The 25,047-nt window shown below is 40.7% G+C and carries 45 protein-coding genes, 16 tRNA genes and 2 rRNA genes; 59 read left to right on the top strand and 4 right to left on the bottom strand.

Going from position 1 to position 25,047, the window contains the following annotated elements:
• The 18 genes from KI350_RS15870 to KI350_RS15785 form a co-directional block, all read left to right on the top strand.
• A 23S ribosomal RNA gene (locus KI350_RS15870) occupies positions 1–137 on the top strand; the annotation flags it as partial.
• 111 nt (positions 138–248) lie between these two features.
• Positions 249–364, top strand: a 5S ribosomal RNA gene (gene rrf / locus KI350_RS15865).
• Between the two features lie 9 nt (positions 365–373).
• Positions 374–448 (top strand) — tRNA-Asn (locus KI350_RS15860).
• Between the two features lie 6 nt (positions 449–454).
• Positions 455–546, top strand: a tRNA-Ser gene (locus KI350_RS15855).
• 14 nt (positions 547–560) lie between these two features.
• Positions 561–635: transfer RNA gene (locus KI350_RS15850), tRNA-Glu, on the top strand.
• Between the two features lie 116 nt (positions 636–751).
• A tRNA-Val gene (locus tag KI350_RS15845) sits at positions 752–827 on the top strand.
• Between the two features lie 21 nt (positions 828–848).
• Positions 849–925 (top strand) — tRNA-Met (locus KI350_RS15840).
• Positions 926–947: 22 nt separating this feature from the next.
• Positions 948–1,024, top strand: a tRNA-Asp gene (locus tag KI350_RS15835).
• Positions 1,025–1,033: 9 nt separating this feature from the next.
• A tRNA-Phe gene (locus KI350_RS15830) sits at positions 1,034–1,109 on the top strand.
• 3 nt (positions 1,110–1,112) lie between these two features.
• A tRNA-Thr gene (locus KI350_RS15825) sits at positions 1,113–1,185 on the top strand.
• 7 nt (positions 1,186–1,192) lie between these two features.
• A tRNA-Tyr gene (locus KI350_RS15820) sits at positions 1,193–1,277 on the top strand.
• 7 nt (positions 1,278–1,284) lie between these two features.
• Positions 1,285–1,358 (top strand) — tRNA-Trp (locus KI350_RS15815).
• 20 nt (positions 1,359–1,378) lie between these two features.
• Positions 1,379–1,451: transfer RNA gene (locus KI350_RS15810), tRNA-His, on the top strand.
• Between the two features lie 8 nt (positions 1,452–1,459).
• Positions 1,460–1,531 (top strand) — tRNA-Gln (locus KI350_RS15805).
• Positions 1,532–1,584: 53 nt separating this feature from the next.
• Positions 1,585–1,659, top strand: a tRNA-Gly gene (locus tag KI350_RS15800).
• Positions 1,660–1,673: 14 nt separating this feature from the next.
• Positions 1,674–1,744 (top strand) — tRNA-Cys (locus KI350_RS15795).
• A gap of 12 nt (positions 1,745–1,756) precedes the next feature.
• Positions 1,757–1,845, top strand: a tRNA-Leu gene (locus tag KI350_RS15790).
• A gap of 14 nt (positions 1,846–1,859) precedes the next feature.
• Positions 1,860–1,941: transfer RNA gene (locus tag KI350_RS15785), tRNA-Leu, on the top strand.
• A 160-nt stretch (positions 1,942–2,101) separates the two neighbouring features.
• Here KI350_RS15785 and KI350_RS15780 read toward each other — a convergent pair.
• The 3 genes from KI350_RS15780 to KI350_RS15770 are packed head-to-tail and all read right to left on the bottom strand — an operon-like array spanning position 2,102 to position 4,026.
• Complete coding sequence (locus KI350_RS15780; protein WP_043054197.1) at positions 2,102–3,220, bottom strand: tyrosine-type recombinase/integrase; 1,119 nt, start codon at positions 3,218–3,220, stop codon at positions 2,102–2,104.
• Positions 3,221–3,234: 14 nt separating this feature from the next.
• Positions 3,235–3,681, bottom strand: coding sequence for an ImmA/IrrE family metallo-endopeptidase (locus KI350_RS15775; RefSeq protein ID WP_043054198.1), 447 nt, complete (start codon positions 3,679–3,681; stop codon positions 3,235–3,237).
• Positions 3,682–3,684: 3 nt separating this feature from the next.
• A complete protein-coding gene (locus KI350_RS15770) occupies positions 3,685–4,026 on the bottom strand; it encodes a helix-turn-helix domain-containing protein (protein WP_043054199.1) in 342 nt (113 codons plus the stop codon).
• Between the two features lie 168 nt (positions 4,027–4,194).
• Between KI350_RS15770 and KI350_RS15765 the strand changes: the two genes are divergently transcribed.
• The 3 genes from KI350_RS15765 to KI350_RS15755 are packed head-to-tail and all read left to right on the top strand — an operon-like array spanning position 4,195 to position 5,503.
• Positions 4,195–4,446: a helix-turn-helix domain-containing protein gene (locus KI350_RS15765; RefSeq protein ID WP_052500258.1), complete on the top strand. Its 252-nt coding sequence runs from the start codon at positions 4,195–4,197 to the stop codon at positions 4,444–4,446.
• A gap of 16 nt (positions 4,447–4,462) precedes the next feature.
• Entirely contained in the window at positions 4,463–4,783 is a 321-nt protein-coding gene (locus KI350_RS15760) for a DUF771 domain-containing protein (protein ID WP_043054200.1), read from the top strand.
• An 18-nt stretch (positions 4,784–4,801) separates the two neighbouring features.
• Positions 4,802–5,503: a Rha family transcriptional regulator gene (locus tag KI350_RS15755; RefSeq protein WP_043054201.1), complete on the top strand. Its 702-nt coding sequence runs from the start codon at positions 4,802–4,804 to the stop codon at positions 5,501–5,503.
• Between the two features lie 195 nt (positions 5,504–5,698).
• On the opposite strand, the gene KI350_RS15750 is transcribed toward KI350_RS15755, so the two are convergent.
• A complete protein-coding gene (locus tag KI350_RS15750; RefSeq protein WP_043054202.1) occupies positions 5,699–6,250 on the bottom strand; it encodes a hypothetical protein in 552 nt (183 codons plus the stop codon).
• A gap of 57 nt (positions 6,251–6,307) precedes the next feature.
• Here KI350_RS15750 and KI350_RS15745 point away from each other — a divergent pair, with 57 nt between their 5' ends.
• The 38 genes from KI350_RS15745 (at position 6,308) to gpG (ending at position 24,889) form a co-directional block, all read left to right on the top strand.
• Complete coding sequence (locus KI350_RS15745; RefSeq protein ID WP_043054203.1) at positions 6,308–6,526, top strand: hypothetical protein; 219 nt, start codon at positions 6,308–6,310, stop codon at positions 6,524–6,526.
• Positions 6,519–7,361: a phage replisome organizer N-terminal domain-containing protein gene (locus KI350_RS15740; RefSeq protein ID WP_043054204.1), complete on the top strand. Its 843-nt coding sequence runs from the start codon at positions 6,519–6,521 to the stop codon at positions 7,359–7,361. The genes KI350_RS15745 and KI350_RS15740 overlap by 8 nt, the downstream gene beginning before the upstream one ends.
• Entirely contained in the window at positions 7,321–8,169 is an 849-nt protein-coding gene (locus tag KI350_RS15735) for an ATP-binding protein (RefSeq protein WP_043054205.1), read from the top strand. The genes KI350_RS15740 and KI350_RS15735 overlap by 41 nt, the downstream gene beginning before the upstream one ends.
• Positions 8,159–8,317, top strand: coding sequence for a hypothetical protein (locus tag KI350_RS15730; RefSeq protein WP_155392279.1), 159 nt, complete (start codon positions 8,159–8,161; stop codon positions 8,315–8,317). Before KI350_RS15735 ends, KI350_RS15730 begins: the two co-directional genes overlap by 11 nt.
• Entirely contained in the window at positions 8,314–8,472 is a 159-nt protein-coding gene (locus KI350_RS23425; protein ID WP_161513247.1) for a DUF6906 family protein, read from the top strand. Before KI350_RS15730 ends, KI350_RS23425 begins: the two co-directional genes overlap by 4 nt.
• A 2-nt stretch (positions 8,473–8,474) precedes the next feature.
• Positions 8,475–9,017 (top strand): hypothetical protein, encoded by a 543-nt coding sequence (locus tag KI350_RS15725; RefSeq protein WP_043054564.1) that lies wholly within the window; start codon positions 8,475–8,477, stop codon positions 9,015–9,017.
• A gap of 104 nt (positions 9,018–9,121) precedes the next feature.
• The gene (locus KI350_RS15720) at positions 9,122–9,271 is read left to right on the top strand and encodes a BH0509 family protein (RefSeq protein WP_113742868.1); all 150 of its coding nucleotides are present in this window, start codon (positions 9,122–9,124) and stop codon (positions 9,269–9,271) included.
• A 71-nt stretch (positions 9,272–9,342) separates the two neighbouring features.
• Positions 9,343–9,543 (top strand): XtrA/YqaO family protein, encoded by a 201-nt coding sequence (locus KI350_RS15715; RefSeq protein ID WP_043054206.1) that lies wholly within the window; start codon positions 9,343–9,345, stop codon positions 9,541–9,543.
• Between the two features lie 35 nt (positions 9,544–9,578).
• Entirely contained in the window at positions 9,579–9,812 is a 234-nt protein-coding gene (locus KI350_RS15710; protein ID WP_043054207.1) for a hypothetical protein, read from the top strand.
• A gap of 211 nt (positions 9,813–10,023) precedes the next feature.
• Complete coding sequence (locus KI350_RS15705; protein WP_155392280.1) at positions 10,024–10,161, top strand: hypothetical protein; 138 nt, start codon at positions 10,024–10,026, stop codon at positions 10,159–10,161.
• Positions 10,162–10,201: 40 nt separating this feature from the next.
• A complete protein-coding gene (locus KI350_RS15700; RefSeq protein ID WP_043054209.1) occupies positions 10,202–10,516 on the top strand; it encodes a hypothetical protein in 315 nt (104 codons plus the stop codon).
• Positions 10,513–10,761: a hypothetical protein gene (locus KI350_RS15695; protein ID WP_043054210.1), complete on the top strand. Its 249-nt coding sequence runs from the start codon at positions 10,513–10,515 to the stop codon at positions 10,759–10,761. The genes KI350_RS15700 and KI350_RS15695 overlap by 4 nt, the downstream gene beginning before the upstream one ends.
• 39 nt (positions 10,762–10,800) lie before the next feature.
• Complete coding sequence (locus KI350_RS15690; protein ID WP_043054211.1) at positions 10,801–11,112, top strand: hypothetical protein; 312 nt, start codon at positions 10,801–10,803, stop codon at positions 11,110–11,112.
• Between the two features lie 31 nt (positions 11,113–11,143).
• Positions 11,144–11,356, top strand: coding sequence for a hypothetical protein (locus KI350_RS15685; RefSeq protein ID WP_043054212.1), 213 nt, complete (start codon positions 11,144–11,146; stop codon positions 11,354–11,356).
• Positions 11,353–11,535 (top strand): hypothetical protein, encoded by a 183-nt coding sequence (locus tag KI350_RS15680; RefSeq protein ID WP_043054213.1) that lies wholly within the window; start codon positions 11,353–11,355, stop codon positions 11,533–11,535. Before KI350_RS15685 ends, KI350_RS15680 begins: the two co-directional genes overlap by 4 nt.
• A 29-nt stretch (positions 11,536–11,564) precedes the next feature.
• Positions 11,565–11,699, top strand: coding sequence for a hypothetical protein (locus tag KI350_RS23255; protein WP_256220715.1), 135 nt, complete (start codon positions 11,565–11,567; stop codon positions 11,697–11,699).
• Between the two features lie 17 nt (positions 11,700–11,716).
• Positions 11,717–11,983, top strand: coding sequence for a hypothetical protein (locus KI350_RS15675; protein WP_043054214.1), 267 nt, complete (start codon positions 11,717–11,719; stop codon positions 11,981–11,983).
• Between the two features lie 141 nt (positions 11,984–12,124).
• On the top strand, positions 12,125–12,253 hold the full coding sequence (locus KI350_RS23250; RefSeq protein ID WP_095325395.1) for a hypothetical protein: 129 nt from the start codon (positions 12,125–12,127) through the stop codon (positions 12,251–12,253).
• A gap of 15 nt (positions 12,254–12,268) precedes the next feature.
• Positions 12,269–12,709: an ArpU family phage packaging/lysis transcriptional regulator gene (locus KI350_RS15670; RefSeq protein ID WP_043054215.1), complete on the top strand. Its 441-nt coding sequence runs from the start codon at positions 12,269–12,271 to the stop codon at positions 12,707–12,709.
• Positions 12,709–13,251 carry a site-specific integrase gene (locus KI350_RS15665; protein WP_043054216.1) on the top strand — a complete coding sequence of 181 codons (543 nt, stop codon included), beginning with the start codon at positions 12,709–12,711 and terminating at the stop codon, positions 13,249–13,251. The genes KI350_RS15670 and KI350_RS15665 overlap by 1 nt, the downstream gene beginning before the upstream one ends.
• A gap of 233 nt (positions 13,252–13,484) precedes the next feature.
• Positions 13,485–13,676 (top strand): hypothetical protein, encoded by a 192-nt coding sequence (locus KI350_RS15660; RefSeq protein ID WP_043054217.1) that lies wholly within the window; start codon positions 13,485–13,487, stop codon positions 13,674–13,676.
• 407 nt (positions 13,677–14,083) lie between these two features.
• Entirely contained in the window at positions 14,084–14,308 is a 225-nt protein-coding gene (gene cotD, locus KI350_RS15655; RefSeq protein WP_075213432.1) for a spore coat protein CotD, read from the top strand.
• A 253-nt stretch (positions 14,309–14,561) separates the two neighbouring features.
• A complete protein-coding gene (locus tag KI350_RS15650) occupies positions 14,562–15,230 on the top strand; it encodes a hypothetical protein (protein WP_043054218.1) in 669 nt (222 codons plus the stop codon).
• Between the two features lie 75 nt (positions 15,231–15,305).
• Positions 15,306–15,614: a hypothetical protein gene (locus tag KI350_RS15645; protein ID WP_080624192.1), complete on the top strand. Its 309-nt coding sequence runs from the start codon at positions 15,306–15,308 to the stop codon at positions 15,612–15,614.
• 26 nt (positions 15,615–15,640) lie between these two features.
• Positions 15,641–16,015 (top strand): HNH endonuclease, encoded by a 375-nt coding sequence (locus KI350_RS15640; protein ID WP_043054219.1) that lies wholly within the window; start codon positions 15,641–15,643, stop codon positions 16,013–16,015.
• 230 nt (positions 16,016–16,245) lie between these two features.
• On the top strand, positions 16,246–16,761 hold the full coding sequence (locus KI350_RS15635; protein WP_043054220.1) for a phage terminase small subunit P27 family: 516 nt from the start codon (positions 16,246–16,248) through the stop codon (positions 16,759–16,761).
• Positions 16,758–18,467 carry a terminase large subunit gene (locus KI350_RS15630; protein WP_043054221.1) on the top strand — a complete coding sequence of 570 codons (1,710 nt, stop codon included), beginning with the start codon at positions 16,758–16,760 and terminating at the stop codon, positions 18,465–18,467. Before KI350_RS15635 ends, KI350_RS15630 begins: the two co-directional genes overlap by 4 nt.
• 9 nt (positions 18,468–18,476) lie before the next feature.
• The gene (locus KI350_RS15625) at positions 18,477–18,671 is read left to right on the top strand and encodes a DUF1056 family protein (RefSeq protein ID WP_016886545.1); all 195 of its coding nucleotides are present in this window, start codon (positions 18,477–18,479) and stop codon (positions 18,669–18,671) included.
• The gene (locus KI350_RS15620; RefSeq protein ID WP_043054222.1) at positions 18,672–19,982 is read left to right on the top strand and encodes a phage portal protein; all 1,311 of its coding nucleotides are present in this window, start codon (positions 18,672–18,674) and stop codon (positions 19,980–19,982) included.
• Positions 19,927–20,658 (top strand): head maturation protease, ClpP-related, encoded by a 732-nt coding sequence (locus KI350_RS15615; RefSeq protein WP_035338281.1) that lies wholly within the window; start codon positions 19,927–19,929, stop codon positions 20,656–20,658. The genes KI350_RS15620 and KI350_RS15615 overlap by 56 nt, the downstream gene beginning before the upstream one ends.
• 39 nt (positions 20,659–20,697) lie before the next feature.
• Entirely contained in the window at positions 20,698–21,978 is a 1,281-nt protein-coding gene (locus KI350_RS15610) for a phage major capsid protein (protein WP_043054223.1), read from the top strand.
• Between the two features lie 23 nt (positions 21,979–22,001).
• A complete protein-coding gene (locus KI350_RS15605; RefSeq protein WP_052500260.1) occupies positions 22,002–22,445 on the top strand; it encodes a hypothetical protein in 444 nt (147 codons plus the stop codon).
• 14 nt (positions 22,446–22,459) lie between these two features.
• A complete protein-coding gene (locus tag KI350_RS15600) occupies positions 22,460–22,762 on the top strand; it encodes a head-tail connector protein (protein WP_043054224.1) in 303 nt (100 codons plus the stop codon).
• Positions 22,752–23,060 (top strand): phage head closure protein, encoded by a 309-nt coding sequence (locus KI350_RS15595; protein WP_043054225.1) that lies wholly within the window; start codon positions 22,752–22,754, stop codon positions 23,058–23,060. Before KI350_RS15600 ends, KI350_RS15595 begins: the two co-directional genes overlap by 11 nt.
• Positions 23,060–23,458 (top strand): HK97-gp10 family putative phage morphogenesis protein, encoded by a 399-nt coding sequence (locus KI350_RS15590; protein WP_043054226.1) that lies wholly within the window; start codon positions 23,060–23,062, stop codon positions 23,456–23,458. Before KI350_RS15595 ends, KI350_RS15590 begins: the two co-directional genes overlap by 1 nt.
• Positions 23,455–23,838: a tail completion protein gp17 gene (gene gp17 / locus KI350_RS15585; protein WP_043054227.1), complete on the top strand. Its 384-nt coding sequence runs from the start codon at positions 23,455–23,457 to the stop codon at positions 23,836–23,838. The genes KI350_RS15590 and gp17 overlap by 4 nt, the downstream gene beginning before the upstream one ends.
• Positions 23,839–23,852: 14 nt before the next feature.
• Positions 23,853–24,470, top strand: a complete 618-nt coding sequence (locus KI350_RS15580) for a major tail protein (protein WP_043054228.1) — start codon at positions 23,853–23,855, stop codon at positions 24,468–24,470.
• Positions 24,471–24,523: 53 nt separating this feature from the next.
• A complete protein-coding gene (gpG, locus tag KI350_RS15575; RefSeq protein ID WP_043054229.1) occupies positions 24,524–24,889 on the top strand; it encodes a phage tail assembly chaperone G in 366 nt (121 codons plus the stop codon).
• Positions 24,890–25,047: the final 158 nt, after the last annotated feature.

Here is a 25,047-nt window from a genome sequence, read left to right as displayed (position 1 = left end):
GAAGCCCCCCTCAAGATGAGATTTCCCATTCCGCAAGGAAGTAAGATCCCTGAAAGATGATCAGGTTGATAGGTCTGAGGTGGAAGTGTGGCGACACATGGAGCTGACAGATACTAATCGATCGAGGGCTTAACCTAAATACTTTTGTGAATCGTCTGACCGTTATCTAGTTTTGAGAGAATAATTTCTCGAAAAATGCTCTTGCATTTTTTCAAATACATAGTATAATGATCTTTGTCACTAAATTGTCTGGTGATGATGGCGAAGAGGTCACACCCGTTCCCATGCCGAACACGGAAGTTAAGCTCTTCAGCGCCGATGGTAGTTGGGGGATTCCCCCTGCGAGAGTAGGACATCGCCAGGCAGGCATTATTCCGCAGTAGCTCAGTGGTAGAGCTATCGGCTGTTAACCGATCGGTCGCAGGTTCGAATCCTGCCTGCGGAGCCATTTATTGGAGAGCTGTCCGAGTGGTCGAAGGAGCACGATTGGAAATCGTGTAGGCGGCCAACGCCGTCTCAAGGGTTCGAATCCCTTGCTCTCCGCCACTTTAAATACATCTGGCCCGTTGGTCAAGTGGTTAAGACACCGCCCTTTCACGGCGGTAACACGGGTTCGAATCCCGTACGGGTCACCATTCTTTTTGGACAGCACGCTAAAAAGCATCAGGTTTACACCGAAGCTTTTTAAAGGAAGGCATGCTAAGATCGCAACGTCCTGTTGCAACGCATGCACTTGTACGTCCTGTACTTCGGAGGATTAGCTCAGCTGGGAGAGCATCTGCCTTACAAGCAGAGGGTCGGCGGTTCGATCCCGTCATCCTCCACCATTTCTATGAAAATCATATTATCGCGGGGTGGAGCAGTTCGGTAGCTCGTCGGGCTCATAACCCGAAGGTCGCAGGTTCAAATCCTGCCCCCGCAACCAAATTTAAATTCATTGCCAAAATGGTCCGGTAGTTCAGTTGGTTAGAATGCCTGCCTGTCACGCAGGAGGTCGCGGGTTCGAGTCCCGTCCGGACCGCCATTTAATAAAGGCTCGGTAGCTCAGTTGGTAGAGCAACGGACTGAAAATCCGTGTGTCGGCGGTTCGATTCCGTCCCGAGCCACCATTTGCCGGTCTAGCTCAATTGGTAGAGCAACTGACTTGTAATCAGTAGGTTGGGGGTTCAAGTCCTCTGGCCGGCACTGTTTTGGAGGGGTAGCGAAGTGGCTAAACGCGGCGGACTGTAAATCCGCTCCCTCAGGGTTCGGCGGTTCGAATCCGTCCCCCTCCACCATGTTTTTAGGGGCATAGTTTAACGGTAGAACAGAGGTCTCCAAAACCTCCGGTGTGGGTTCGATTCCTACTGCCCCTGCCAATTTCAATTCACAATTTATGGCGGTTGTGGCGAAGTGGTTAACGCACCAGATTGTGGCTCTGGCACTCGTGGGTTCGATTCCCATCAATCGCCCTTCATATTGGGCTATAGCCAAGCGGTAAGGCAACGGACTTTGACTCCGTCATGCGCTGGTTCGAATCCAGCTAGCCCAGTTTTCATCTTTCTTTATCATCCTGCATATGATAAGATGAATATTAGTTAAAATGCGGAAGTAGTTCAGTGGTAGAACACCACCTTGCCAAGGTGGGGGTCGCGGGTTCGAATCCCGTCTTCCGCTCCAATTCTTAAAATGATGGCGGCATAGCCAAGTGGTAAGGCAGAGGTCTGCAAAACCTTTATCCCCGGTTCGAATCCGGGTGTCGCCTTATTTGCCTCGTGCCGGGGTGGTGGAATTGGCAGACACACAGGACTTAAAATCCTGCGGTAGGTGACTACCGTGCCGGTTCAAGTCCGGCCCTCGGCACCATTGATCACACACATGCCGGTGTGGCGGAATTGGCAGACGCGCACGACTCAAAATCGTGTTCCTTCGGGAGTGTCGGTTCGACCCCGACCACCGGTATCCTTAGCTCTTTTTAAGAGCCGATAAGATTTTTCGAAACGCTCATAAACGTTGATATATCAACATTTATGGGCGTTTTGTGTTTTATAAGAACTGGATAGAAAACGGTACGTTTTGAAACTTTTTTGCACAAATTTTGCACAAGCACCTCCTCAATTTCCTATGCAATTTCAGCTTCCTCGATAGCCATTTCCTCAAAAATGTTTACAGTCTCATTTTCATCTCTTTCCCGAAGCTCTTTAATTAAGTGAGCATATGTGCTTGAGGTGGTTTCTATATCAGCGTGTCCTAACCTTGCACTTACATAATAAATTGACACCTTTCGATAAAGCAGCACGCTTGCATGAGTGTGCCTTAATCCATGAACTGTAATCGGTTGAATATTCAATTCAGTTAAAACTTTTTTAAGTAGCTTATTTACATTTGTATTGCTGATGATTTTATATTTTGATGAGGGACTGTAAAAAACGAGTCCATGGATATTGTTTGGCGTTTTTTCGAATAAATTGCGAAAAGCCATCATTGTATGCTTGTCCATTTTTATTACTCGGTTTGATTGTTCATTCTTAGTTGGTCCGAATCCTGATTGATGCCTTTTCGCATAGCCCCATGTCTTATTGACAGTAATTGTGTTATTAAAAAAATTAAAATCTTTTCTTGTGAGGCCGACCAACTCCCCGAAGCGAAGGCCTGAGGTTAATCCTAATAATAAAAGGTAATAGCCCAGGCCGCTGTCTAATCTTTTATATAATTCCCTGGTTAGTCTTATTGAATCTGAATAATTCAAATATTTTTCTTCATCTTTTTTGGCTGGGACAGTCCATGTCTTTACAGCTTTTCGTGTAAAGTTTATTTTTATAATGCCTTCTTCAATGGCATCCTCAACACAGGCTTTAATGTGCGAATGTAGTTTTTCAACGCTTTCTTGTCCTTTTGTCGATCCATAATTATTCAAAAATTCCTGATAATCATGCCGCTTTATTTCCTGTATCGGCTTACTCCCGAAATAGTCTCTAATTTCTTGTAGGGTGTAGCCGTAATGTGATAGCGTAGGACCTTTTAAGTGTGATCTATAGAGATTTACCCATTTTTCAAAGTATTCATCAAATGGAATTGCTTTTTTAACAGTGGAATTGTCGCCTTTGCTTAATTTAGCCTCAACCTCAGCAGCAGCTATCATAGCTTCTTTTTTTGTTGCAAATCCGCCTTTACGGATTGGTTTCGGTTTTGCACTTACACAATACTGCCATGTCTTTCCTCTCTTTTGGAAACTTGCCATAAAACTTTCTCTCCTTATCCAACACGAAGGGGGTCAAAAAATAAGCGGTATCCATTAACGAAAGTGTAAATTCCATACTTCTCTTTATAACGCTCAAGAGCATTTTGAAGAAAATCCTCTGTAACCCCAAGATATTCAGCAAGTTCAAACCGGTTTGTTATTCCTTCTCTTTGTGCTTGTACTATTTTATTTAGGGGAACAAGCCGTTCATAAGCCCACCAGCGTGCCCTTAATTCTTGTTTTTTCTTGGGAAGATCAGATTGATCCAATATGTCTCCGAAGGTAGTATGGTGGTGTCCTAGTTCTTCAGCTAAAATACAGCTTTTTTCAGCCTGATTTCTTAGCCTTTTGTTAATCCATATCACATTATTTGAATAGAGGCCCTTTATTGACCCTTTTATAAATTTTTCTTCTACAATGATTCTCTCTCTGTTGCATTCATTAAGAAGAGCCTCGTACATTAATCACTTCTCCTTATTTCTAATTGATCTTACATAGGCTTTAAATTTTTCTATGTCCTTAAGTTCTTCTTCTGTCCAATCTTCATCATCATGGTGTGCTGCAATTGTGATAGGTTCTTGTTTAACTTCATGACCAATTAAATAATCAAGAGAAACATTAAAAAATAAAGCAAGGTAACGAGCAGATTCAAGGCTAGGGTCACCTAACTCGTTTTCCCATTTTGAAATCATCCCTTTATTTAAATTAGTTTTAAATTTTTTGTTCATTCTTTCGGCTAGTTCGGATTGCGAAAGTTTTTCCTTATCTCTCAGCTCTCTTATTTTTTTTCCTATTCCTTTACCCATCTTTTTTTCCTCCGATTATATTTTAGATATGACTAAATTCTAACCTATTGGTTTCTATTTCGCAACTTTTTTATGAATTTCTAACAAAATGTTATTGACTTTGAAACCTAAGGTGCTATACTGAAGTTAAGTTTCAAAAACGAAACCACAAAAAGAAGGTGAAAAGCTGTGAAAGACATCAAACGTAGACACACGCCGTATTCTAAGTTCAAAGCTTTCCTTGTTGAAAACAATATCCATCAAAGAGAAGTGGCTGAAATGCTAGGTAAATCAGTATCTGCATTAAATCAGAATTTAAATGGAACGGGTGGAGATTTCTCTTTAGACGAATTAAGAGTATTGTGTAGAAATTTCAATATTAGTGCAGATGATTATTTTTTATATCCTGGGGTTTCTAAAAAGAAACCTTATAAACTTTGATAAGGGAGGAATCAAAGTGCAACAACTCAATGTTAGCTTGAGTATTCCAGTTCCGGAAAATATGGTTCTTGTTCATAAAGTGGAATTGGAGGAATTAAAAGCGAATGAACTAAAGGGCGTTTACTGGAGCATGAAAGACTTGGAAGAGAAGATAGCAAAAAAGAGCGAGTGGATAAAAGAAAATATCTTGTATCCAAGCCGTTTCCGTAGGCTGCTTGATACTGAAAATGGCGGGTTTGTATTTTATCCAAAATGCAAAGGGCAAACATGGAGCTTTCAAGCAACGAAGATGGCTGACTTCTTAGATAAGCACTTTGCTGATATTTTTAACAAGTGAAAATTGGAGGTCTTACCAATGGAAAACCAATTAGTTTTCAATAAAGAAAATATTGCTGTCACAGACAGTTTGATAATCGCTGAAACGTTTGATAAACAGCATAAAGACGTTTTGAGAGATATCCGTATTCAAATGGACTATGCAGGTGAAGAGTTTTCACAGCGCAATTTTGCGCCGTCAAATTATGAAGTACGTGGTAAACAATATCCAAAATATGACCTAACCGAAGAGGCATTCACATTGGTTGTGTTCGGTTACAACACGAAAGAAGCTGTTCAAACCAAAATTAAATTCATTCAAGAATTTAAGAGGATGAAAGAATACATCCAGAAACAGCAGCAACCAAAAGCGATGAACGCAAAAGAAAGCATTATCGCTAATATGAAACTAACCATCCAGCTCAACGAAGATGTTGGCGAAATGAAAGAAGACATAAAGCAACTTCGGCATGATCTTGATAAAAAATTAACGCTCGATTACTCTCAGCAGCAAGCTATGAGGAACGCAGTGAACAAACGTGTGCATAAGCTCTGGAATGAAAATAAGGTCGACAAAACATTCTATGAAACGACCAGAAGAGTTTATGCAGCATTATGGAAGAACCTAAAAGATGCGTACAGAGTCAATGCCTATCCGAACATTCTGCAAAAAGACTTTGAAGAAGCGATGAGCTTCATTGAAGGATGGAGACCGATTTTTAACGGAAGTCAATCGGCATAAGTGCCGCGGATTCCCCAAAGGCGGGGAAAGGAAGTCGATAAAACTGGACACTCATGGGAGGTAATAAAATGGAAAACAAAATAACTCAACCTCTGCTGCAACAGAGGTTGAAAAAGTTCGGAGGTGATCCTATGAACGATAGAAAATTTCATTTAATTGGAATAATCCTTAGCATCATTTGTGTCATTCTGTCTGTTACAGCATTAATTCTGTCGCTTTTATAAAATCGCTTCTTCTCGCTTTTACAGGAATTGTATAGTCTTTTCTTGATGTTTTAATTGTTAATTCTCCATCAATTTCGTTCGTTGTATTACTCAAGTAAGGAATGGTTAAAAAGATTATTAGTCCATATTCAGAAGAGTAAGGGCTCAAATTTACAGGTGGTTTTAAATTTTTAAACTCAGCTATTTCAATTGATGCTTCTTCATCACCAATTTGAGAAATAATATATTTTTCTCCCGGTCTATGATGTCCTTTGTAAAAGACAGGGTTCTCAAATTCTGAAGAGGTAAATTGGTATTCGTAAATGGATATAGGTTGTTCACTTTTATTCACGAGACTAAGTTCAAGTATTAATCTGTAAGGTTTCCCATAGCGGTCGTTACCTTTGATGACTTTAAATAAAAAAGCATCTAACACATTTATTTCTAGTTTCGGAAAAGTAGAGAAGTATTTTAGTAAGTGAACAGCCAATGTAAATAAGGAAATGACTACTGCAAATATTGAAAGAATTGTTGAGATCTCCAAATGAATACACTCCTATCTTAGATGATAGGAACATTATACCAAAAAGGAGGGACAAGCATGTTTTTTGTCAGCTATGTATGGCTACATAACCAAATTCATGCTGTAATCAGTGAATCTGTCAAGACACACAATCAGGCTTTGAACAAACTAAAACAGCAGGGCGGAGCAATCATTAAAGGTGAATGCAAAAACAATGTTTTCGGCTCTGTGATCGTGAACGGAAAAAAATCAGTTTGGCCTTTGACTAAGTCGGAAGGGCTGAAAGCAAATGGCTGAGGTTAAGTGGATTAAGCTAAGTACCCAGATGTTTGAAGACGAGAAAATTAAACTGATCGAGCAGATGCCGGAGGCCGACACCATTTTAATTATATGGGTCAAGTTGCTGGCACAGGCCGGTAAAACGAATGCCTCAGGCTATATCTACCTGAGTCAAAATATCCCGTATACGGATGAAATGCTGGCGACGATTTTCAATCGGCCGTTACCGATCGTAAGAATGGCCTTACAGACATTTCAGCGGTTCGGCATGATTGAGATAGATGAACACAATTTCATTAGTATTTTGAACTGGGAAAAGCATCAAAATGTCGAAGGCATGGACCGGGTGCGAAAACTCAACGCCGAACGAAACAAGAGATACAGAGAAAGAAAAAAGCAATTGCAGCTTTCTTCTCCACAAAACGAAAGTGACGTTAGCGTGACGTCACGTGACGGTACAGATATAGATAAAGAATTAGATAAAGATATAGATAAAGAAAATAATATATTGTCCGGCAAGCCCGACGATGCAGCTTCTAAAAAAGATACCGATGAAATTCCTTACAAACTAATCATTGACCTTTTAAACAAAGTCGCTGGAACAAAGTACCGTCATACTACACCAAAAACCAAGACCTTAATAAAGGCGCGATGGAACGAAGGTTTTAGATTTGATGATTTCAAACATGTCATTCTAGTCAAATGCGAAGAATGGCGCGGTACTGATCTGGACAAGTATTTAAGACCTGAAACGCTGTTCGGTACTAAGTTTGAGAACTATCGTAATCAAAAGCCAAAAGGGGGAAGCCGCATTGATCCAAGAACAGAAGACCAATACTCGGGCCTCTTTTAAAACGATTAGCCCTAAGTTTAAAAGCCTGGCTCATTTTATTCCCGAGAAGATCGGCACGCGCATATGCCCTGATTGCGGGACTGAAGTTCCTATTTACCGCAAGGGAGAAAAAGAAATCAGCCATTGTTTGACCTGTGATAACAAAGGGCTTGAAAAAGAAATGAATGAGTTCAAGCGGCAATCCGAGGCGGAAGCTTTCTTCTGGAATAACAGTCTAATCCCGCCGGACACAAGAGATAAAACATTCGAAAATTACCCTTTAAAAACTGCTACGGAATCACAAATTGCCGCCTTTTCTAAAATCAAATGGTATGCGGAGAATTTTGGACAATGGGAGGGCTTTGATTCTCTCATGCTACAGGGGTCTTACGGAGTCGGCAAAAGCCATTTAGCCCACAGCGCTGCCATGCATATAAAATCTCTCGGTAAAAAGGTGGCATTCATCAATACGAAAATGCTGCTGCGCCGGATACGAAACGCTTACGGCGAACGATCAAAAGAAACAGAGGAAGGCATTTTGCAAAACATTGAAAAAGCGGATTTTCTCGTCATTGATGATTTGGGCGCGGAGTATGTCAAAAAGGACAAAGGCGGCGAGGAATCCTGGGGTGCTGATCTGATGCTGTCTATTGTGGAATCACGGGAACACGCGCCGACGATCATCACAACCAACTACAACAGCCAGGATTTAAAAAATAAGTATGGGCAGCACGGCGGGCGAATTGTTTCACGCTCTTTAACCGGCGCCAAAGTCATTAAAATTCAAGGACCAGATAATCGTTTGGAGGTGGCGACAAGTGGATGGTAAGGAATTAAAACCGATCATGCCTGGGGTGTGGGGGCATCTTGAAACCAACAAAACACCAGAGGAACTTAAACAAGGATTGAAGGAGCTTGAAACAAAGCTCGAAAATCTACTGGCCTATTGGTCAAATGTACGGAGGGATAAAGCATGAAACACGGAAAGCGGCCAACACGCGCGCAAAAGAAAATCATCAAAAAGAACGGTTTAAACCCTGAGAACTGGCTTATATCAAAGAATCTACAGCATGAAAAAAGATTAGTAGTTGTTCACCGTCATACCGGGACCGTGCGGGAGTGTTGGGCGTGAAAATGGCTGTCCGCACTGATCGTTTAGAAATTGCCCTGGATAACTTGAATTATGAATGGTCATATGTCCAGCTTTGTAAATTGATAGATTACTGGTATGACGGCAAATCGTTATATGACGCTGCCGATCTTCTGAGAAGAAAACCGGACGAGCTTTTGATTCTGATTGTGGACCTTGCAAAAAGAAGGATTCTGCCTCACAGGCCTTACGGTATAGCCGCGAATCCGAGAATATGGATCGGTCCCCAAAGGATGACTACTAAAAAGAACGGAGTAAGACAGCTATTCTGTGAAAGCCCTGTTTATATCCCGTTCCTTGAAAATAATTTTATTTGGTATGAGCAGGAGCTTTATAAGTTTAAAGATTTGTGGAATCGGGGTCAGTCCATTATCAAAATCGCAAAATCCTTCAAAAGAGAAATAGAAGAATTATTATTTCTCGTCATTGATCAGGGAAACAAGGGAATGATTCAGCCACGAAATGGGGGACTTTTAGGTGAGGAAGCATCTGAACAAGAAAAAAGGCGGTTCAAGATTATCGTTTGAAAAAGCATCCTTACAGCAGCTTTTAGTGATTATCAGGTTTGAACATTGTCCAAAGCGTTACAAAAATGCCGCTTTGAAAAATCTTTTAAAGAGGTGAAATCTTTATGACAGAACAAGAGCGAATGGAAAAAATCGAATGGATCAATTTGATTGAAAGATACGGGAAGGAGTCGCTTAAAAGCAAAAGTGATGAAGAAATTGAAAAGCTTTATAACCTGGCCATGCTCAGGCAGACGGATGAAATCTTTGCATAAAAAAACCAGAGCTATTAAAAGCCCCGGAAATAAAAACTCGACATTTTTATTTTAACACGGGGGTGCGGCTGGTGAACAGTCCTAAAGAAATCAAAGACAAACAAGATTTATTAAGCAAAATTCAAGACGGGAAGGTCACTGTCATTGTTTTAGATGGCCTAAATGGAAAGGCTTATGAAGCACAGGCCCCGGAACACGGCAGAACGATCATCGAAACATTTAAAGGTGAATTTTCACGGATTAATCTTGAATCATCACACAAATTCAATTAATTTGCAGGGGCTTTCCCCTGCGGAGGAGGAACGGAATGTTTAAAGCAAAGTCAATAACCTTTAATTCTGAAACTTATATGCTTGGTCAAAAATATAAGCCGCCAGGCTTCACAAGGATGGCGACTGTCACAAATATTGTAGATAATCGGAATACTTTTTCACATAACGAGGGCGGTTTTGAGGTCCGCTTTGATTCAGGGGATTTCTTACGGATTTATTCAAACGATGTTGTCATCCATTGGGAACAGACGAGCGGTGATGCGAAATGAAAGTATGGCATACTTCTTCAACGGACAGAAAGCCATGTGCTATGTGTAACCGAAAAACAGGGACTTATAAAACCTATGAGCAAGCAAACATGAATATAAAAATTCCGTTGTGCGATACCGACGAAAGGGATTGTTACCGGAAAGTGGACGTCAAAAAAATCGCAGATCAAGCGTTGCGATCTATCAAAAAATCCATTCAGGAGGTATAGGGATGAGCGGCTTTAAATATGCAGTATTCGACACAGTCTGGAACGAAATGGAGTTTTACAAAGATGAAGAAGCAGCAAAACGAGACTACGAGAGAGGTAAAAAGGCCGTTCAGAACGTAATACGGGCGAACCCGAGATAATTTATCTACTTGAGATTGTCAAAAAGGAGGAAATCAAATAATGAAAACAATTCCAGTGATAGCATTTAAAGCGAAAGGCAAAGAAAAAAGGTATTTGTGTGATGGGCCAGATTGCGGCGACTGGTCAGATGAAAACTTGGACGTTACAAACATAGAGGACGCCTTATGTTTGGTGAGAAAAGACAAAGAAAGGCCGACAGATGATGACGTAGATAGCTTTTTTCATATGCTGCAGTTTTTAGATTGGGTAGATGCTATGGACATCAAAGAACATTATGAGTCTGTTCATATCGACCTGACCGAAGCGCAATACAACGTCATGAAAGAGCGGAATAAATGGGAGGCGGCGGAATGACACTTTTGCAATCTACTTTTCTTCACACAATCAAGGCACAGCGGGACAATATGATGACCATTGAAGAGCTGGCAGAGAAGTACGAACTTCACCCGGATTACGTGAGATCAATTATAGAGCGCACTGAAGGGCTGGCGATTAAGGGCAACGTTGCCTATGTACCGAAACAGCCCTTCCTGCTGCCGATGCTTGGGGTTGTCGGGCTGTTCTTTGCAATTGTTATCCTGCCGCAGTTGATAAATTAAAATTTATAGGCGCGACGGGCGCCGCAAGGAGAATGAAGGATGAAAAAATTCGGTGGTAATAAAAAACTAGATGATGTTGTATTAAAGGCAAAAATGCAAGGATGGGTAGTCGATACAGAAAAGTTTGATAAAACGGGAAGCGATTGGATTTATTTAAGAGATATGTATGGTCAAGTCGAAAGTAATGACGGCATGCCTAGACAAATTGCTTATAACACAACAAACGGGCACTTCTTTGTATATGAACCGTTATCAGAAGAACCAGTAGCAACTCATTTATCAACAGATTTTGATAACGAATATTGGTATAACGAAATACTGAATATGGTGTATGAGCCAATCACTAATTAAAACAGCGGCCGGAGCCGGGAAGGAGATATACATGCTTAAAAAATTCACAGAAGACGGACTTCAAAATAAATCAAGAAATGCTCTTATCAAGTTACTTGATCTGATCAACTTTAGTGATTCTGATTATGCGAAGTCTCTTAGGGATACCTGGACTTTCCGCCATGCGGAAGAAGTCGTTAAACAAGAAGCAGGGGAAGTTGTTTACCACATAAGGGAAGAGCAGAGGGGGGAGACGGCGGAATGATTAACCACATGGCAGATGTAATAGAATGCCCTCACTGCAAATGGAAAATATTAAACATTCACGATTATTTAGAGGTTGGCGATGAGGCCGGAGAGTTTGAAATGAAATGCGAAAGTTGCAAAAAGCCTTTTAAAGTTGATTTTTATAGTGTGTTTTATTTTGCAACCGAAAAAATATGATTGGTCGGCGCCAGGAAGGGGGAAACGCTATGAAACAGGATTACAAGGCTGTTTTGCAGCAAGCCATTGATATTTTTGATCGAAAGTATGGGGAGAACGGCAGATTATACCTCATGTTCTGGCTGCAAGACAATTTGATGAAAACCGTCGGCGGACGGAAATAAAGAAAGGGGAATAAACGATGAAATACTATGAAATCCATGAACCATATTACGCGTTGCTTGCGGCAGAGGAGGAGAAGAAGGCGTTGGAGGTATATGTTGAAGTGGTCGCCGATGATGATGGAACATTAAAAGATAGCATCAAAGAAGTCAGTCGACAATATGCGCTTGGATGCGTTGGGGATTTAGCTTTAAAAAATAAGCCTGAACTAAGTGTCGACAAGCTTGTGAGAGACTTTAACAAAAGAGAAAATGATTGGCTAATAATTGACGGGGCTTTGGCATGATTATAGCAGTTGGGAAGAAAAATAACTGAATATGTCCTAGATGGAATACCTGCGGACACTGAACTTACAGCTTTTACGCTGTTGGTTTGGTGTCCGTTTTTTATTTGTCCCGGCTGCAGTCTAGCGAAAGGAGAAATAGACATGAAACCTACTAAAAGAAAACTCCGTGAAAAAGCGCAGGAGTACTCTGAGCGTTTTTGGCGAGAGATTATGGGGCAAAACAAGCAGATTCTTAAACGAGGCAAAGGCGGCGCTTATAAGCGAAAATAAAAGGAGGAATAAACTATGCTGTTTCAATTACCCGAAATCGATAGAGAAGCGACGAAAAAGAAAATTGAAGCCATACTGGACAATTACAGGGTGGTTCTCTTGCAAGTCCCGGATGATCTGCTGCCAAAGGTTACGGCAGGATTTAATCTCGTCCCGCCGTCAAATACAAACGCGTTTCATTCATCTACCGAGGATACGGCCATCAAAAGAATTGAAATGGAACAGGAACGACATGCCTTTCTTTTAAAAATTCAAAAGGCTGTGAATCGATTGCCGGCCAATGAACGGCAGATCATCATCATGAGGTATATGTCACAGGATCACCGTTTTGATTATGAGGTTTACAACGAAATCGGGTTAAGCCCGCGCACATACTTCCGGATAAAATCGCGCGCTTTTTACAATCTGGCTTTTGCATTGAAAGAAGAAGTGTATGTGAAGGGAAGTGCTTCATAATGAATTTTGTGCAGCCTATCCGGGATATGGACCAGATTTATTATATAAAGAAATTCCTGAGAGAACGGAGTGAAAGAAACTATCTGCTTTTCGTCACCGGTATAAACTCAGGCTTGCGTATATCCGATTTACTTCGTTTAAGAGTCCGCGACGCCAAACGAATGTACATCGATTTACGCGAGAAGAAAACCGGCAAGCAGAAACGGATCAAAATAAATAAGGCCCTAAAAAAAGCCCTGGCTGATTACATTAAAGACAAGGATGACCAGGAATTTTTGTTTAAGAGCCGTGAAGGGCTTAACAAACCAATCAGCAGAAGCACGGCATACAACATATTGAAAGAGGCGGCGGAATACGTCGGGCTTGATGGTATCGGTACCCACACCATGAGGAAAACGTTTGGTTACTGGCATTATAAAAAATTTAAAGATGTGGCTCTGCTGCAAGAGATATTCAACCATTCCAGCCCTGACGTCACGCTTCGATATATCGGGATCACTCAAGACACAATGGATCAAACAATGGACGCATTCAGCTTATAAGCTCATCTGTCTTCAAAACGGATGAGTCTTTTTCTACCTATTTTAACGAACTAACCATAACGAGAAAGTGTCCAACTCATTTTGACAAAATGGCTTAAAACTATGCAGGACAAAGGGTTCAGCGATTATGTGAATTGGACACAATATAAGATATGGTTAATTCGTGGATAATGTGGATAAATAAAAACTTTTGCATGGTATAATGTAGAAAAAAACAAAGGAGCCAATCAAATATGTCTGACTTCTTAACTGAAAAAGAAATGGATTCTATTAGAAAAATTCAGCTTTCAGGCAGCCAGTACAAGCTTTATTCAGGTTTAAAAAAGGAATTGAAACTTGCTGATCATCAGGTCATGAATTTGACATGGGGCGAATTAAAAGAGAATTTGCAGAGGAGACAAAGCAGAGGCATGACAGCAAAATGATTTTGGCACAATTTTGGCGCAACGTTGGCACTCTGTTTTTGTTTAGATCGAGTATTATGGTATTAAGCGAGTAGACAAGTTTATTTTTTGTGATTTATTGCATAAAATAAAATACATCGAGAATTACCCCTTTTTTCAAGAGGTATCCTGAAGGATGCTTCTTGTTTTTTTGAATGAATTCGAATAGACAAGCTGCAAATATGGATCGAAATCATAATAATAAATATATTTACTTCTCTCCTTTCAGTTTAAGTATCCTTAAAAAAATTTTGAGGATACTTTTTTTGGTTTTAGGCTGTGGATAGTACGTGATCGGACAAATATGGGTGATTGTAATGGTACATGTATACACTGTTTATCATAGTTTGATAATGAATATGATAAATGAATGAAAGGGGAGCTTAGTCATGTTTCATTGCAAACCAAATGTGATGTCGCCAATTGTACACCCGACTAATTGTTGTCAAACTCATACTTTTTCAAAAACAATTGTGCCGCATATTCATCCGCAGCATATAACAAATGTGCATCATAAGCATTTCCAGCATGTGCATCAATATCCACACACTTATTCTAGTTACGATCCTGTTACACACTCTCATACTCATTGTGGTAAACCATGTTGTAACTAGTGGGATTAAACAATGTCTGTATAGTTTACAGTGCATCATATATAGCACCCAAATGAAGGGTGCTTTTTTATGTTCTCTGTAAACCGGGTCCAGTAAATCTCAGAATAAACGATTGGCGGCTAATGAGAGCCTCTGAGTGTGGGTCCGGTTTAGAAAGAATATATTTTTAATTGTTCGACAAAATTCGTAATGTGTTCTATCATTTTCCTTGATAATAACGTGTTGCAAAAAAGAAGGGAGGTTTATTGGTGTTTTGTTTGAATCTATTCTAGGTGAGGTAAAAAACTTCATTCTTAGTGAATCTAAAAACTTTGCTTTGGTTTTACTTTCACTTTGTACGGTGTTATATGCAAGAAAAACATATCTTGCTACTAACACACCAAGAATTGTAGTGAAAAAAATAAAACATATCTGGTCAAGAGGTAAAGACCCAATTTTTGAATGCAATATTAAGAATTACGGAAAAGGTATAGCTGTGAAGACTTTTTTGGTTCTTGAATTTAAAGAAGGTTTGTTTAAAACAACTAGTTTTTTATCAAAACCTGAGGTTACAATTGCAACTGATGAAGAGAGAGTAATACGTATTATCTTTAATACAGCGAAGGTAAATTTGAGAGAATTATCTGGTTTTATAATTTCACAAGATTTTTCTGGTGGATATTACTATGTAAAGCTGAAATCGAATAAAAAAATTAACAATCAACATCTCATAGAATTTGATAAACCTGTTCGACCTATTAACCCTTTTTTAAATCCTTTTAAATTTATTAAAATGAAATATTCGATTAGACGAGCTGTTAAACAAGGAAATACTTATATAGATTCGAAAGGAAAAAAACATCGTCAATTGCTTGAAGCATTAAATGATGAAAAAATTTTAGAGCAATTAGAACAATTGGAAAAGAAAAGCCAAAATACATGAAATGTTAAAAATAAACTATTTAAAAGTCCCCCGTAATTATCAGTGGGACTTTTTTATTTTCAGGAGATGAATCAGATGGAATCAAAATGCGAGCATTGCGGCGAGGTTCACGGGGTTTTATTGCGGGAGGAGAAAAGGGAGAATGGCGTTGAAATTGGGTATGTTCAATGCCCCGCCTGCCAGCATAGGGCCGTGTTTTCTGTGACTACCCCACAAATTAGAGTCCTACAAAAGCGTATTAGAGGTGTAAAGAACCAATATGCGAAAGCCAAGAGGCTAAAGAAATCCGAGCGCCTTTTGACAGAGTATTTCAATTTAAAAGAGCGTATAGGTCTACTTATGCAGCCTTTAGTAGAGCAAGCAAATGAAGAGCTGAACCAATAAGTGTTTGGCACTGAAGGAGGATTATAATGCCGCCTAAGCCATTAAGGGAGTGTAAGGCCCACGGGTGTAAGGCTCTTACCCGAGAGGGCTACTGCCCTGACCATAAGCACGTCAAGCAGGAGGAAACGAAACATTACAACAAACATTCAAGAAACAAAACAATAACAAGTTTTTATAAATCAACTGAATGGAAACGAACAAGAGAACTTGTTTTGCTTCGAGACAATCGTCTTTGCCAGCGATGCTTGAGAGAACATCGATTCACGCCGGCCGACATGGTCCATCATATTGTGGAAGTAAAACAGGACTGGTCCAAGCGTTTAGACCTTTCTAATCTCGAAAGTCTTTGCAATGCTTGCCATAACAAGGTTCACGGCAACCGGAGTGAGCCGATCAAGTAGGGATACCCCCCTATGAAAATCTTTGGAAAGCAACCGCCGCGGGAACGGCGCCCCCTCTTCTGCAAACAAACACCGCTTTTCAAAGTTCCCGAAAACAAAAAGAACCCTCCCGGCAAATTCGCCGAGAGGGCTTGATATGACTGGTTTTGTTGTTGCTTTCATCATAGCATGAGACTGAGAAAAAACAAGCACAAAATTGCAATTCTTTTAAAGAAATGAGGTGAGAAAACATGCCGAGACCTGCAAAATCCGCAGCCCTTCAATTAATACAGGGCAATCCAAATAAAAAGAATACGAAAGAGCTTGCAGCCAGGGCCAAACATGAAAAAAAGTTGAAAATGCGCTCTGAAAATATCAAACCGCCTACCTGGCTGGATAAGGTGGCTAAAAAAGAATTTAAGCGGATTGCTGCTTTATTATCTGAGGTGGAAATTATGACGGAGGCGGATATCAGCATGTTAGCCGCCTATTGTAACGCCTATTCTCAGTACATCTCTATTACCAAAATTATTGAAGAAGACGGCATCATGATTCATACAGAGGGTCAAGGTGAAAACGGGGAGCCGGTCAAGTTGATTGGAGAAGAACATCCCCTCCTGAAACGGCAGAAAAACTTCTATGATCAAATGAAATCGGCTGCTAATGATTTCGGACTCACACCGTCTGCACGTGCCAAGCTCGCGATTACCAAGACCCAAGAAGAACGCGAAAAAACAGCAGCGGAAAAGGAGTTCAATAATGTATGAATACAATTAAACAGTTTATGATTGACTACTCGCGCGATGTGGTATCGGGCGAGATTGTTGCGTGTCAAAAGCATATTTGGGCTTGTGAGCGATTCTTAAAAGACATCAAAAGGGAAGGGACAAGAGAATTTCCCTACGTATTCGATGACGAGAAGGCTCGACGTTTTCTCTTTTGGATGACTCAATTTAAACATACCAAGGGGCCGTTACAAGGACAAAATATTGTACCTGAACCAATACAGATTTTTATTTTCGGTAATGTTTACGGATGGGTTCACAAAGATACGGGATTCCGCCGTTTCAGGAAAGTGTATTGGCAGGTTGGCCGTAAAAATGCAAAAACTCAGAGTTTGGCCTGTGTCGCTTCATATGAGGCTATGGCAAGCGGTGAAAACATGTCAGAGGTATACATTGGAGCCACAAAAACTGAACAGGCTCAAATATGTTGGAAGGAGATAAAAGCCCAGATAGAAGGGTGCGAACTTTTAAACAAACCGGAGCAAAAATACAGGATTGCATACAGTACCATTGAGCACCCAAAAACAAATTCAATTATCAAAGCTTTATCTAAGGATGCTGGTAAAACAGGGGACGGTTTCAACCCTCAATGTGGCATTATTGACGAATATCACGCGCATAAAACATCCGAAATTTATGACGTCCTTGCTTCTGGAATGGGAGCAAGAAACCAGCCATTGATGATTATTATCACGACTGCTGGCTTTGAGTTAAACAATCCAGCTTACCGGGTGGAATATGATTACGTCTCTCGGATTTTAGACCCAAACAAAGTAGAAACCAATGAACAGTATTTTGTGATGATCAATGAACTGGATAAGGGCGATGACATCAAGGATGAGCGTAACTGGATAAAAGCAAACCCTATTGTGGCTGCTAATGAACACGGGTTAGAGTATTTGCGCGGCGAGCTTGAAGTAGCTCTCGCGGTTCCTGAAAAAATGCGTAATTTCCTCACTAAAAATATGAATATCTGGGTCAATATGCGCGAAAACGGCTATATGGATATGCAGGCCTGGAAAGATTGCGGATCTGATCAATTCCCTAATCTAACCGGCCGCGAGTGTTATGTTGGGATTGACTTATCAAAACGAATTGACCTGACAGCTGTATCCTTTATTTTTCCGTTGGATAACGGGAGCTTTGCTGTAGAGAGTCACGGTTTTATGCCAGAAGATACATTTTATGAGCGCATGAAGACAGATAATGTACCTTATGATTTGTGGAGGAAAAAGAATTGGTTAACCGTCACCGATGGCGCTGTTGTCGATTATGACTATATCAGAACCTACATTAAAAAAATGGAGAAAGAGAAAGGGTGGCGAATCAAAGAAATTGGTTACGATCCGTATAATGCTACTCAATTTGCCCAACAGATGGAGGCGGACGGATATGTCATGATTGAAATTCGGCAGGGTGTTGCCACATTATCTGAACCAACGAAAGACTTCCGTGAAAAAGTAAAAGCGAAAAAGATCATTCACAATAAAAATGATCTGCTGACATGGGCCATGGGGAATGCCGTTACAAAAGTAGATGCCCAAGAAAACATAATGCTGGACAAGTCAAAGTCAACACAACGGATTGACCCGGCGGCTGCGCTTATCAATGCACACGTGCGGGCATCTCAAATTGATACGGCCGTTGACTTAAACGCTTATATACAATCCGGATCGTTCAGCCTGTAGGGGGTGGGAATGCTGAAGTTTTTAAGATTCTTGCAGTTGATTTTAGAGGATATCTTGCTCATCGCAGGCATGGTATTCATTTCAATAGCCATATATCGGATGAACGTAAACGCGGGTTTAATTGCAACCGGTGTTTTTTTATTTTCTCTTGCCAGCTTGGCAGGATTTGTTCGTCAAAAAAATAAGGATGAGGGAGGGAAATAGATGCTATTAAGCAGTTTAAAGAGCGGAATAAAAAATGAAATTGCTGAAGAGGATAGCGGATCCCTTCTCCATCCGGCCAATTGGTTTAGAAATATTTTTGCTGGGACAGAGAGTTCATCTGGTGAAAGAGTATCAACAAAAACGGCCGTTTTGCATCCGGATGTATATGCTTGCGTGATTGTTTTGGCTGATGATATTGCGAAACTACCGATTAAACTTTTTCAGAATCAAAACGGAAACATACAACAGATTCAAAATGAAGTAAGCGACATTATTCTGAACAAAGTCAATGACTACATGACAAGCTTTGTGTGGAAACGGTTGTTGGTTACGAGACTTTGCACATGGGGAAACAGCTATAATCTTTTGCTTTTTGATAAAGACGGGAATGTGGCTGGGATCAGACCATTAGATCCTGAAGCGACAAATACGAATATTGATCCAAATAACGGCCGGGTATGGTATTCAACCACACTTGACGGCAAGTACCGTGAATTTTTTTACGAAGAGGTACTGCATTTTAAAAACCTGTCTCTTGACGGATTTGTAGGTCAAACCCCGATTTCAGTTATTCGGGACAATATAGGGTCAAATAGAGCTGCCACAAAGTTTAACGCGAAATTTTACAAGAATGGCGGCGCACCGTTTGGCGTTGTAAAAGCGCCGACCCTTTTAGACCGAAAAAGTAAACAAATTCTTAGGGAAGATTGGGAGCGGGTGAATGCGGGGCAGTCTATTGCAGTTTTAGACGCCGGACTTGATTATTCACAAGTAACAATGCCCATGAAAGATGCACAGTTTATTGAGTCAATGAAATGGAACCGCCAACAGATTGCATCGATTTACAAGGTGCCACCTCATAAAATAGGGGAACTTGATCGGGCGACATTTTCAAATATAGAGCAACAATCCTTAGATTATGTCAAAACCACTTTACAGCCAATCGTCACAAATATTGAACAAGAGTTAAACGATAAGGTTTTGACAGAGAAGCAGCGGGGAGCTGGCTATTACTTTAAATTTAACCTGGAATCAGAGCTGCGTGGGGATAGTAAATCACGTGCTGAATTTTATAAAACGATGCAAAGCGTAGGCGCCTTTAGCGTCAATACTATTCTTCAAAAAGAGGACATGACAGGTATCGGGGAGATCGGCGATGAGCATTATGGAAACTTAAACCTTGTTCCCCTTTCAATTATGAAAGAGTATCAACTTAGCAAGGTCAAACGGTCTTCAAATCGCCTGAAAGGGGGTGATGGCAACGGAACAGAAGAAGAAAAACAAGTATTGGAACATGAAGGTTCTGGATGATTCGTCCGCTGAAATCACGCTTTACGGTTCGATAACTGGCGAAGGCTGGTTCAGTGAAAGTTCATCTAAAGCCTTTCAGTCTGAATTGAAAAGTTTAGGTGATGTGAGCTTTATTGATTTGTACATCAATTCGCCTGGTGGGGATGTTTTTGAGGGGCAGGCTATTCATTCGATGCTTCAGCGTCACAAGGCAAAAATCAATGTCTATGTGGATGCACTGGCTGGAAGTATTGCTTCTGTCATTGCAATGGCCGGCGATAAAATTACCATGCCAAGTAACGCCATGATGATGATTCACAACCCATACATGGGGATGGTCGGGAATGCCGCGGAATTCCGGAAGGCTGCCGATGATCTGGACAAAATTACTGAAAGTATCGTTTCCACATATCTTGCGAAAGCAGGAGACAAACTGGACGACGGGACTTTACGCCAGCTTCTGGATGAGGAAACCTGGCTCACCGCCGATGAAGCTTTAAATTATGGCTTGATCGATATGGTTTCAGAATCAAAGGATGTAGCAGCCTGCATTGATCATCAGGTACTGGCACATTTTAAACATGTTCCAGGCAAAATTGTTGCTCAATCCGCTGCTGGAAGTCCGGCTGAAGAAACTAAACCGGATGAATTATTAAAACAAAAGATCAATATGAAACTTGAACTCTTAAATCTTTAAGGGTTCTTTTTTTATGCCATTTTTAAGGAGGACAAGCATTTGAAACAGAAAAAGTTATTGAGACTTGATATTCAATTTTTTGCCGGGGGCGGGATGTCCAAAAAAGAACGAGAATTGCGCCAGACCTTGGCGGAAAAACGTACAAAAATTGAAGCGCTGACCGATGAAGGGAAAATGGACGAAGCCAAAAAACTGCTTGCTGAGGCTCAACAAATTAAAGATCAAATTCAAACATATGAGGATTTACGAAACATGCAGGTTTCATATGCACAAGAAGAGCCGCAGCATGATCCAGAGACAAAGACACCGCAACAGGCAACGGATGATATCGCTGAAACAGAAGTGAAGAATCATGTTCAACTTTTTGCTCACGCTCTTAGAACAGGCAAAGTACCGCAGCCTCTTGCCGCGATGAAAGAAGGTGTGGATGAGGATGGTGGGCTTATTGTACCGCAGGATATCTCCACGAAAATTAATGAAAAACGTCGCCAATTTGATACCCTGGCAAATCTCGTCGATGTCATTCCGGTATCAACAAACAAAGGTTCACGGGTTCTTGAAAAATTATCAGATATCACCCCGTTGGCAAATCTTGAGGAATTAGAAAATATTGAAGAGTTAGAGAACCCTAAATTTGAAAACATTAAATATAACATCAAAGACTATGCCGGGATTTTGGTTCTTTCAAACGATTTGCTTGCAGATACAAAGGAAGCGCTCTTGCAGTATCTAACGACTTGGTTGGCGAAAAAATCAGCCGTAACCCGCAATACGTTGATTCTTAATCAATTAGGAACCCTTGCAAAAACAACGGTTTCAAAACAGGACGACATTAAAGACATTCTTAATGTCAAACTCGATCCAGCTATTAATGCGACAACTAAAGTTGTCACAAACCAATCCGGCTTTAATATGTTGGATAAACTGAAAGACGCGTTCGGCCGCTACCTACTTCAGCCGAATCATACAGACCCGACGAAAAAGTTGTTGTTTGGAAAGCCGGTTTCTGTGATTTCTGATAAATATTTGCCGAGCAGCGGCACAAAAACTCCAAAACATCCGTTGATCATCGGAGACCTTAAAGAAGCCGTTAAACTGTTTGACCGCCAGCAGTATTCCATTTTAACGACAAATGTCGGTGGTAAAGCATTCTACCGTAACTCTACAGATGTGCGAATCATTGAACGTGAGGACGTTGTACTTTGGGACACGGATGCGGTGGTTTACGCGGAATTTACATCTATTAAAGACGCTGTTCCCGACAATGAAACTCCAAGTACTGGCGACACAGAAGATAAATCAGTTGACGTAGGAAAATAAAAAATAGTAAAGGATGATGAAAAATGACAAAACAATATCTGAACGAAGATGACGGAATATTTACTTCCTCAAGAGACAATGGACAAGGTGAACCTATTACAGATGTTTTTCTTGCAGGCATGGCTGGAGGCCTCATTCCTCCCCGGGTTATTTCAGAAACCTACCTTGAAAATACAACTGTAAAAGCTGGAGAATCGGTTTATTTGAATTTAGACGCCAAAGGGAGCGGCCTAGGGATCGGCATTTATACTAATGAAAAGGGCAACCTTACAGTCAAGCTCACTTATATTATTCCTGGAACAAGCAATTTCACAATTAAAGAATATGAAGACGTTTTGACACTTGAAAACAATGATCGGGGTCTTAAAAAGGTAGATGTTCTCTCTTCATCACCGCGTATCATGCTCACAAACAGCGGAGATGCTGATGTGAGCATTAAGAGCCTCGTTATCACGCATTTTTCATAAGATGGTGCTGTCAAATGACTGAAACCGAACAAAAAGAGCTTGAAGAAGCAAAAAAATTCCTCCGGATCGATGGCGATCTGGAGGATGATTTAATTCTTAGCTTTATTGCATCTGCAAAAGAATACATTACGACCGCAACTGGCCTGAAATTCCCTAATAATTCAGCTCGCGCGGACCTGTGTGTAAAGGCTTTTGTAACTCACTGGTATGAAAACCGTGAAATAGCTGGCACAACTTCAAACCTTGATGGAGTTTTGACAACGTTGATCAATCAATTAAAATACACAGTTCCGGAGACTGATGCCGATGCTGAATGACATGCGATATCGAATCAAGTTTCAAAAGAAAAAAGAAGGCGGCCGTCTCCCTGTGGAAGGTGAATATGAAACTATCGTTGAATGCTGGGCAAAAGCTGAAGGATTAAAAGGACGGGAATACTATGCAGCGGCGGCTGTACAAAAAGAACATACAGTAAAATTTACGATCCGACACCGAGAGGATATCGACAAACATATGCGGATTCTGTTTCAGAACCAATCATATGAGATCGAATCAATTCTTCCGAACTATTCCCGAAGAAATTTCACCACAATCAGGGCAAAGGCGGTGGAATAATGAAAATCGAAATGGAAATGCAGGGCTTTAAAGAATTAGATTCATATTTATCTTCACTTGCAAGAAAGGACGAAAAAATAAATAAAGCCACTGTGAAAGCCGGCGGCGCGATTCTTGCGAAGGAAATTAACAAGAATGCTCCCCGTTCCAATATTGGGGGGAGCCATCCTCACATTGATGAAGATATCATAGTCGGTAATCGTACGAGAAAGGACCCCGATGGTGAGATATATGCAGTGGTCGGCCCCACAAAAGATACAAAATACCGTGTCCACTTACCGGAGTTCGGTACGATCCATCAACCGGCTAACCCGTTTATTCAGCAGAGTATGAAAAGTGCAAATGATCGAATGCTTGAAGCGATGGTAGCCGTTATCAGGAAAGGGTACAAGCTATGAATGTGGCAGAGAGAGCATTACAACTAAAAAACAGAGTATTTGAAGCGCTGGAAACTGATCCGGCGCTTTTATTATTGGCTGATCCTGCAAACATTTTTGAACTTGCGGTACCGATTGGTATCAAAAGCAAACCGCCTTATATTGTCGTACAGGAATTGGACTACAGAACAACCAAATGGGCTGATGGAAAGCCGATCAAGGACAGTGCTGTATATCAAATCGATGTATACAACGCTTCTTCCTGCGATCAGATTTTGGCTGCAGTAGTTGGGGTCATGAATCGATTAGATTTTCAAACAGGAATTTTAATCAATGACTTTTTAAAAGATGAGGGCCTTATCCGGAAAGGCTACCGGTTTGAGTCCAATATTTTACTATAATTGGAGGTTTTAGAATGCCTGAATTTAGTTCCGTTACCGGGTTGGAAGGCGTTAGATTTGCGCCTTTAAAAAAGGTGAATGGTCTTTATGTAGCTTCAAAAATTATTGAATATCCCTATGCAATCAACGCGAAGGTTAATACGGAAACATCAACCGAAAAACAATATGCAGACAACAAATTAGTTGATATGGCCGTCACAACAGGTTCCACAAAGTTGGAGCTTGAAATGCGAGATTTACCTATGGAAATCTTGGCCGAACTGTTAGGAATTGAGGAAACAGACGGCCTCTATTTATTTAAGAAAAATATAATTCCGCCGTGGGTTGCTATGTCCTTCTTTGGGCCAAAGGCAAACGGTAAGAATCGTCATGTGGGACTTGTAAAAGGGCGTTTTTCTTTGCCGGATGATGAATGGAAAACAAAAGAAGAAAAGACAGATTTTCAGACGGTCAAACTTTCTGCTGAATTTATGGAGCGCGAACAAGACAACGCCTATAAAGTATTGGCTGATGAGGACGCACCGAATTTCAATTTGGACAAGTTTTATGAAAAAGTGTTTGGCAATGCTTATAAAAATCCGGACTCAGGCTCTGATAATAAATCCAGCGTAGACATTGGAAAGACGGTATAAAGGGAAGCTCCGTGCTTCCTTTTTAAATCTAGAAAAATAAAGGAGGAGTCAACATGGCTCAAAAACATATATCGGTAAAATTGTGGTTTGAAAAAGAAGAAAAATATAAAACGTTTATTGCACCTCGTACAAATACAAAAACTTTGTATGAAGCTCTGGAGCTAGATGAGGCAGCCGCTAAAAATACCAACAGTATTAAGGCAGTGCTTAAAAGCCTTGAAGATCGTATGAAATTCATTGTGCGTGTATTCCATAATCAATTTACTTTAGAGGAATTTCAAGAAGGCCTACAGTCCTTTGAAGTTTCAGACGAAGTAAGGCGAATCATGGGCGAAATTATGGGTTATGAGGAAGTTAAGGAGGAAGAAGATTTTTTGTCGGCAGCGGAAGCGGAAGCCTTTCAGCAGAAAAAGGAATAGAACAGCTCAATGATATATATGCGGCCCTTTTAAAACAGGGATGGACCATGACAGAAATTGACGAGATGGATATTTACCATTACTTAGAAGTTTTGGCTCATGAAAATAAACCAAAAGTTGTTCCAATTGATCAAGTGTTTTTCTAAGACTGGCTTTAT

Origin of the sequence: Bacillus sp. J41TS8, assembly GCF_018333035.1 — a bacterium.
Lineage (GTDB): Bacteria > Bacillota > Bacilli > Bacillales > Bacillaceae > Bacillus > Bacillus paralicheniformis.
Note: the sequence above shows the minus strand (reverse complement) of the source record. Positions and strands in the feature narration are given on the sequence as shown.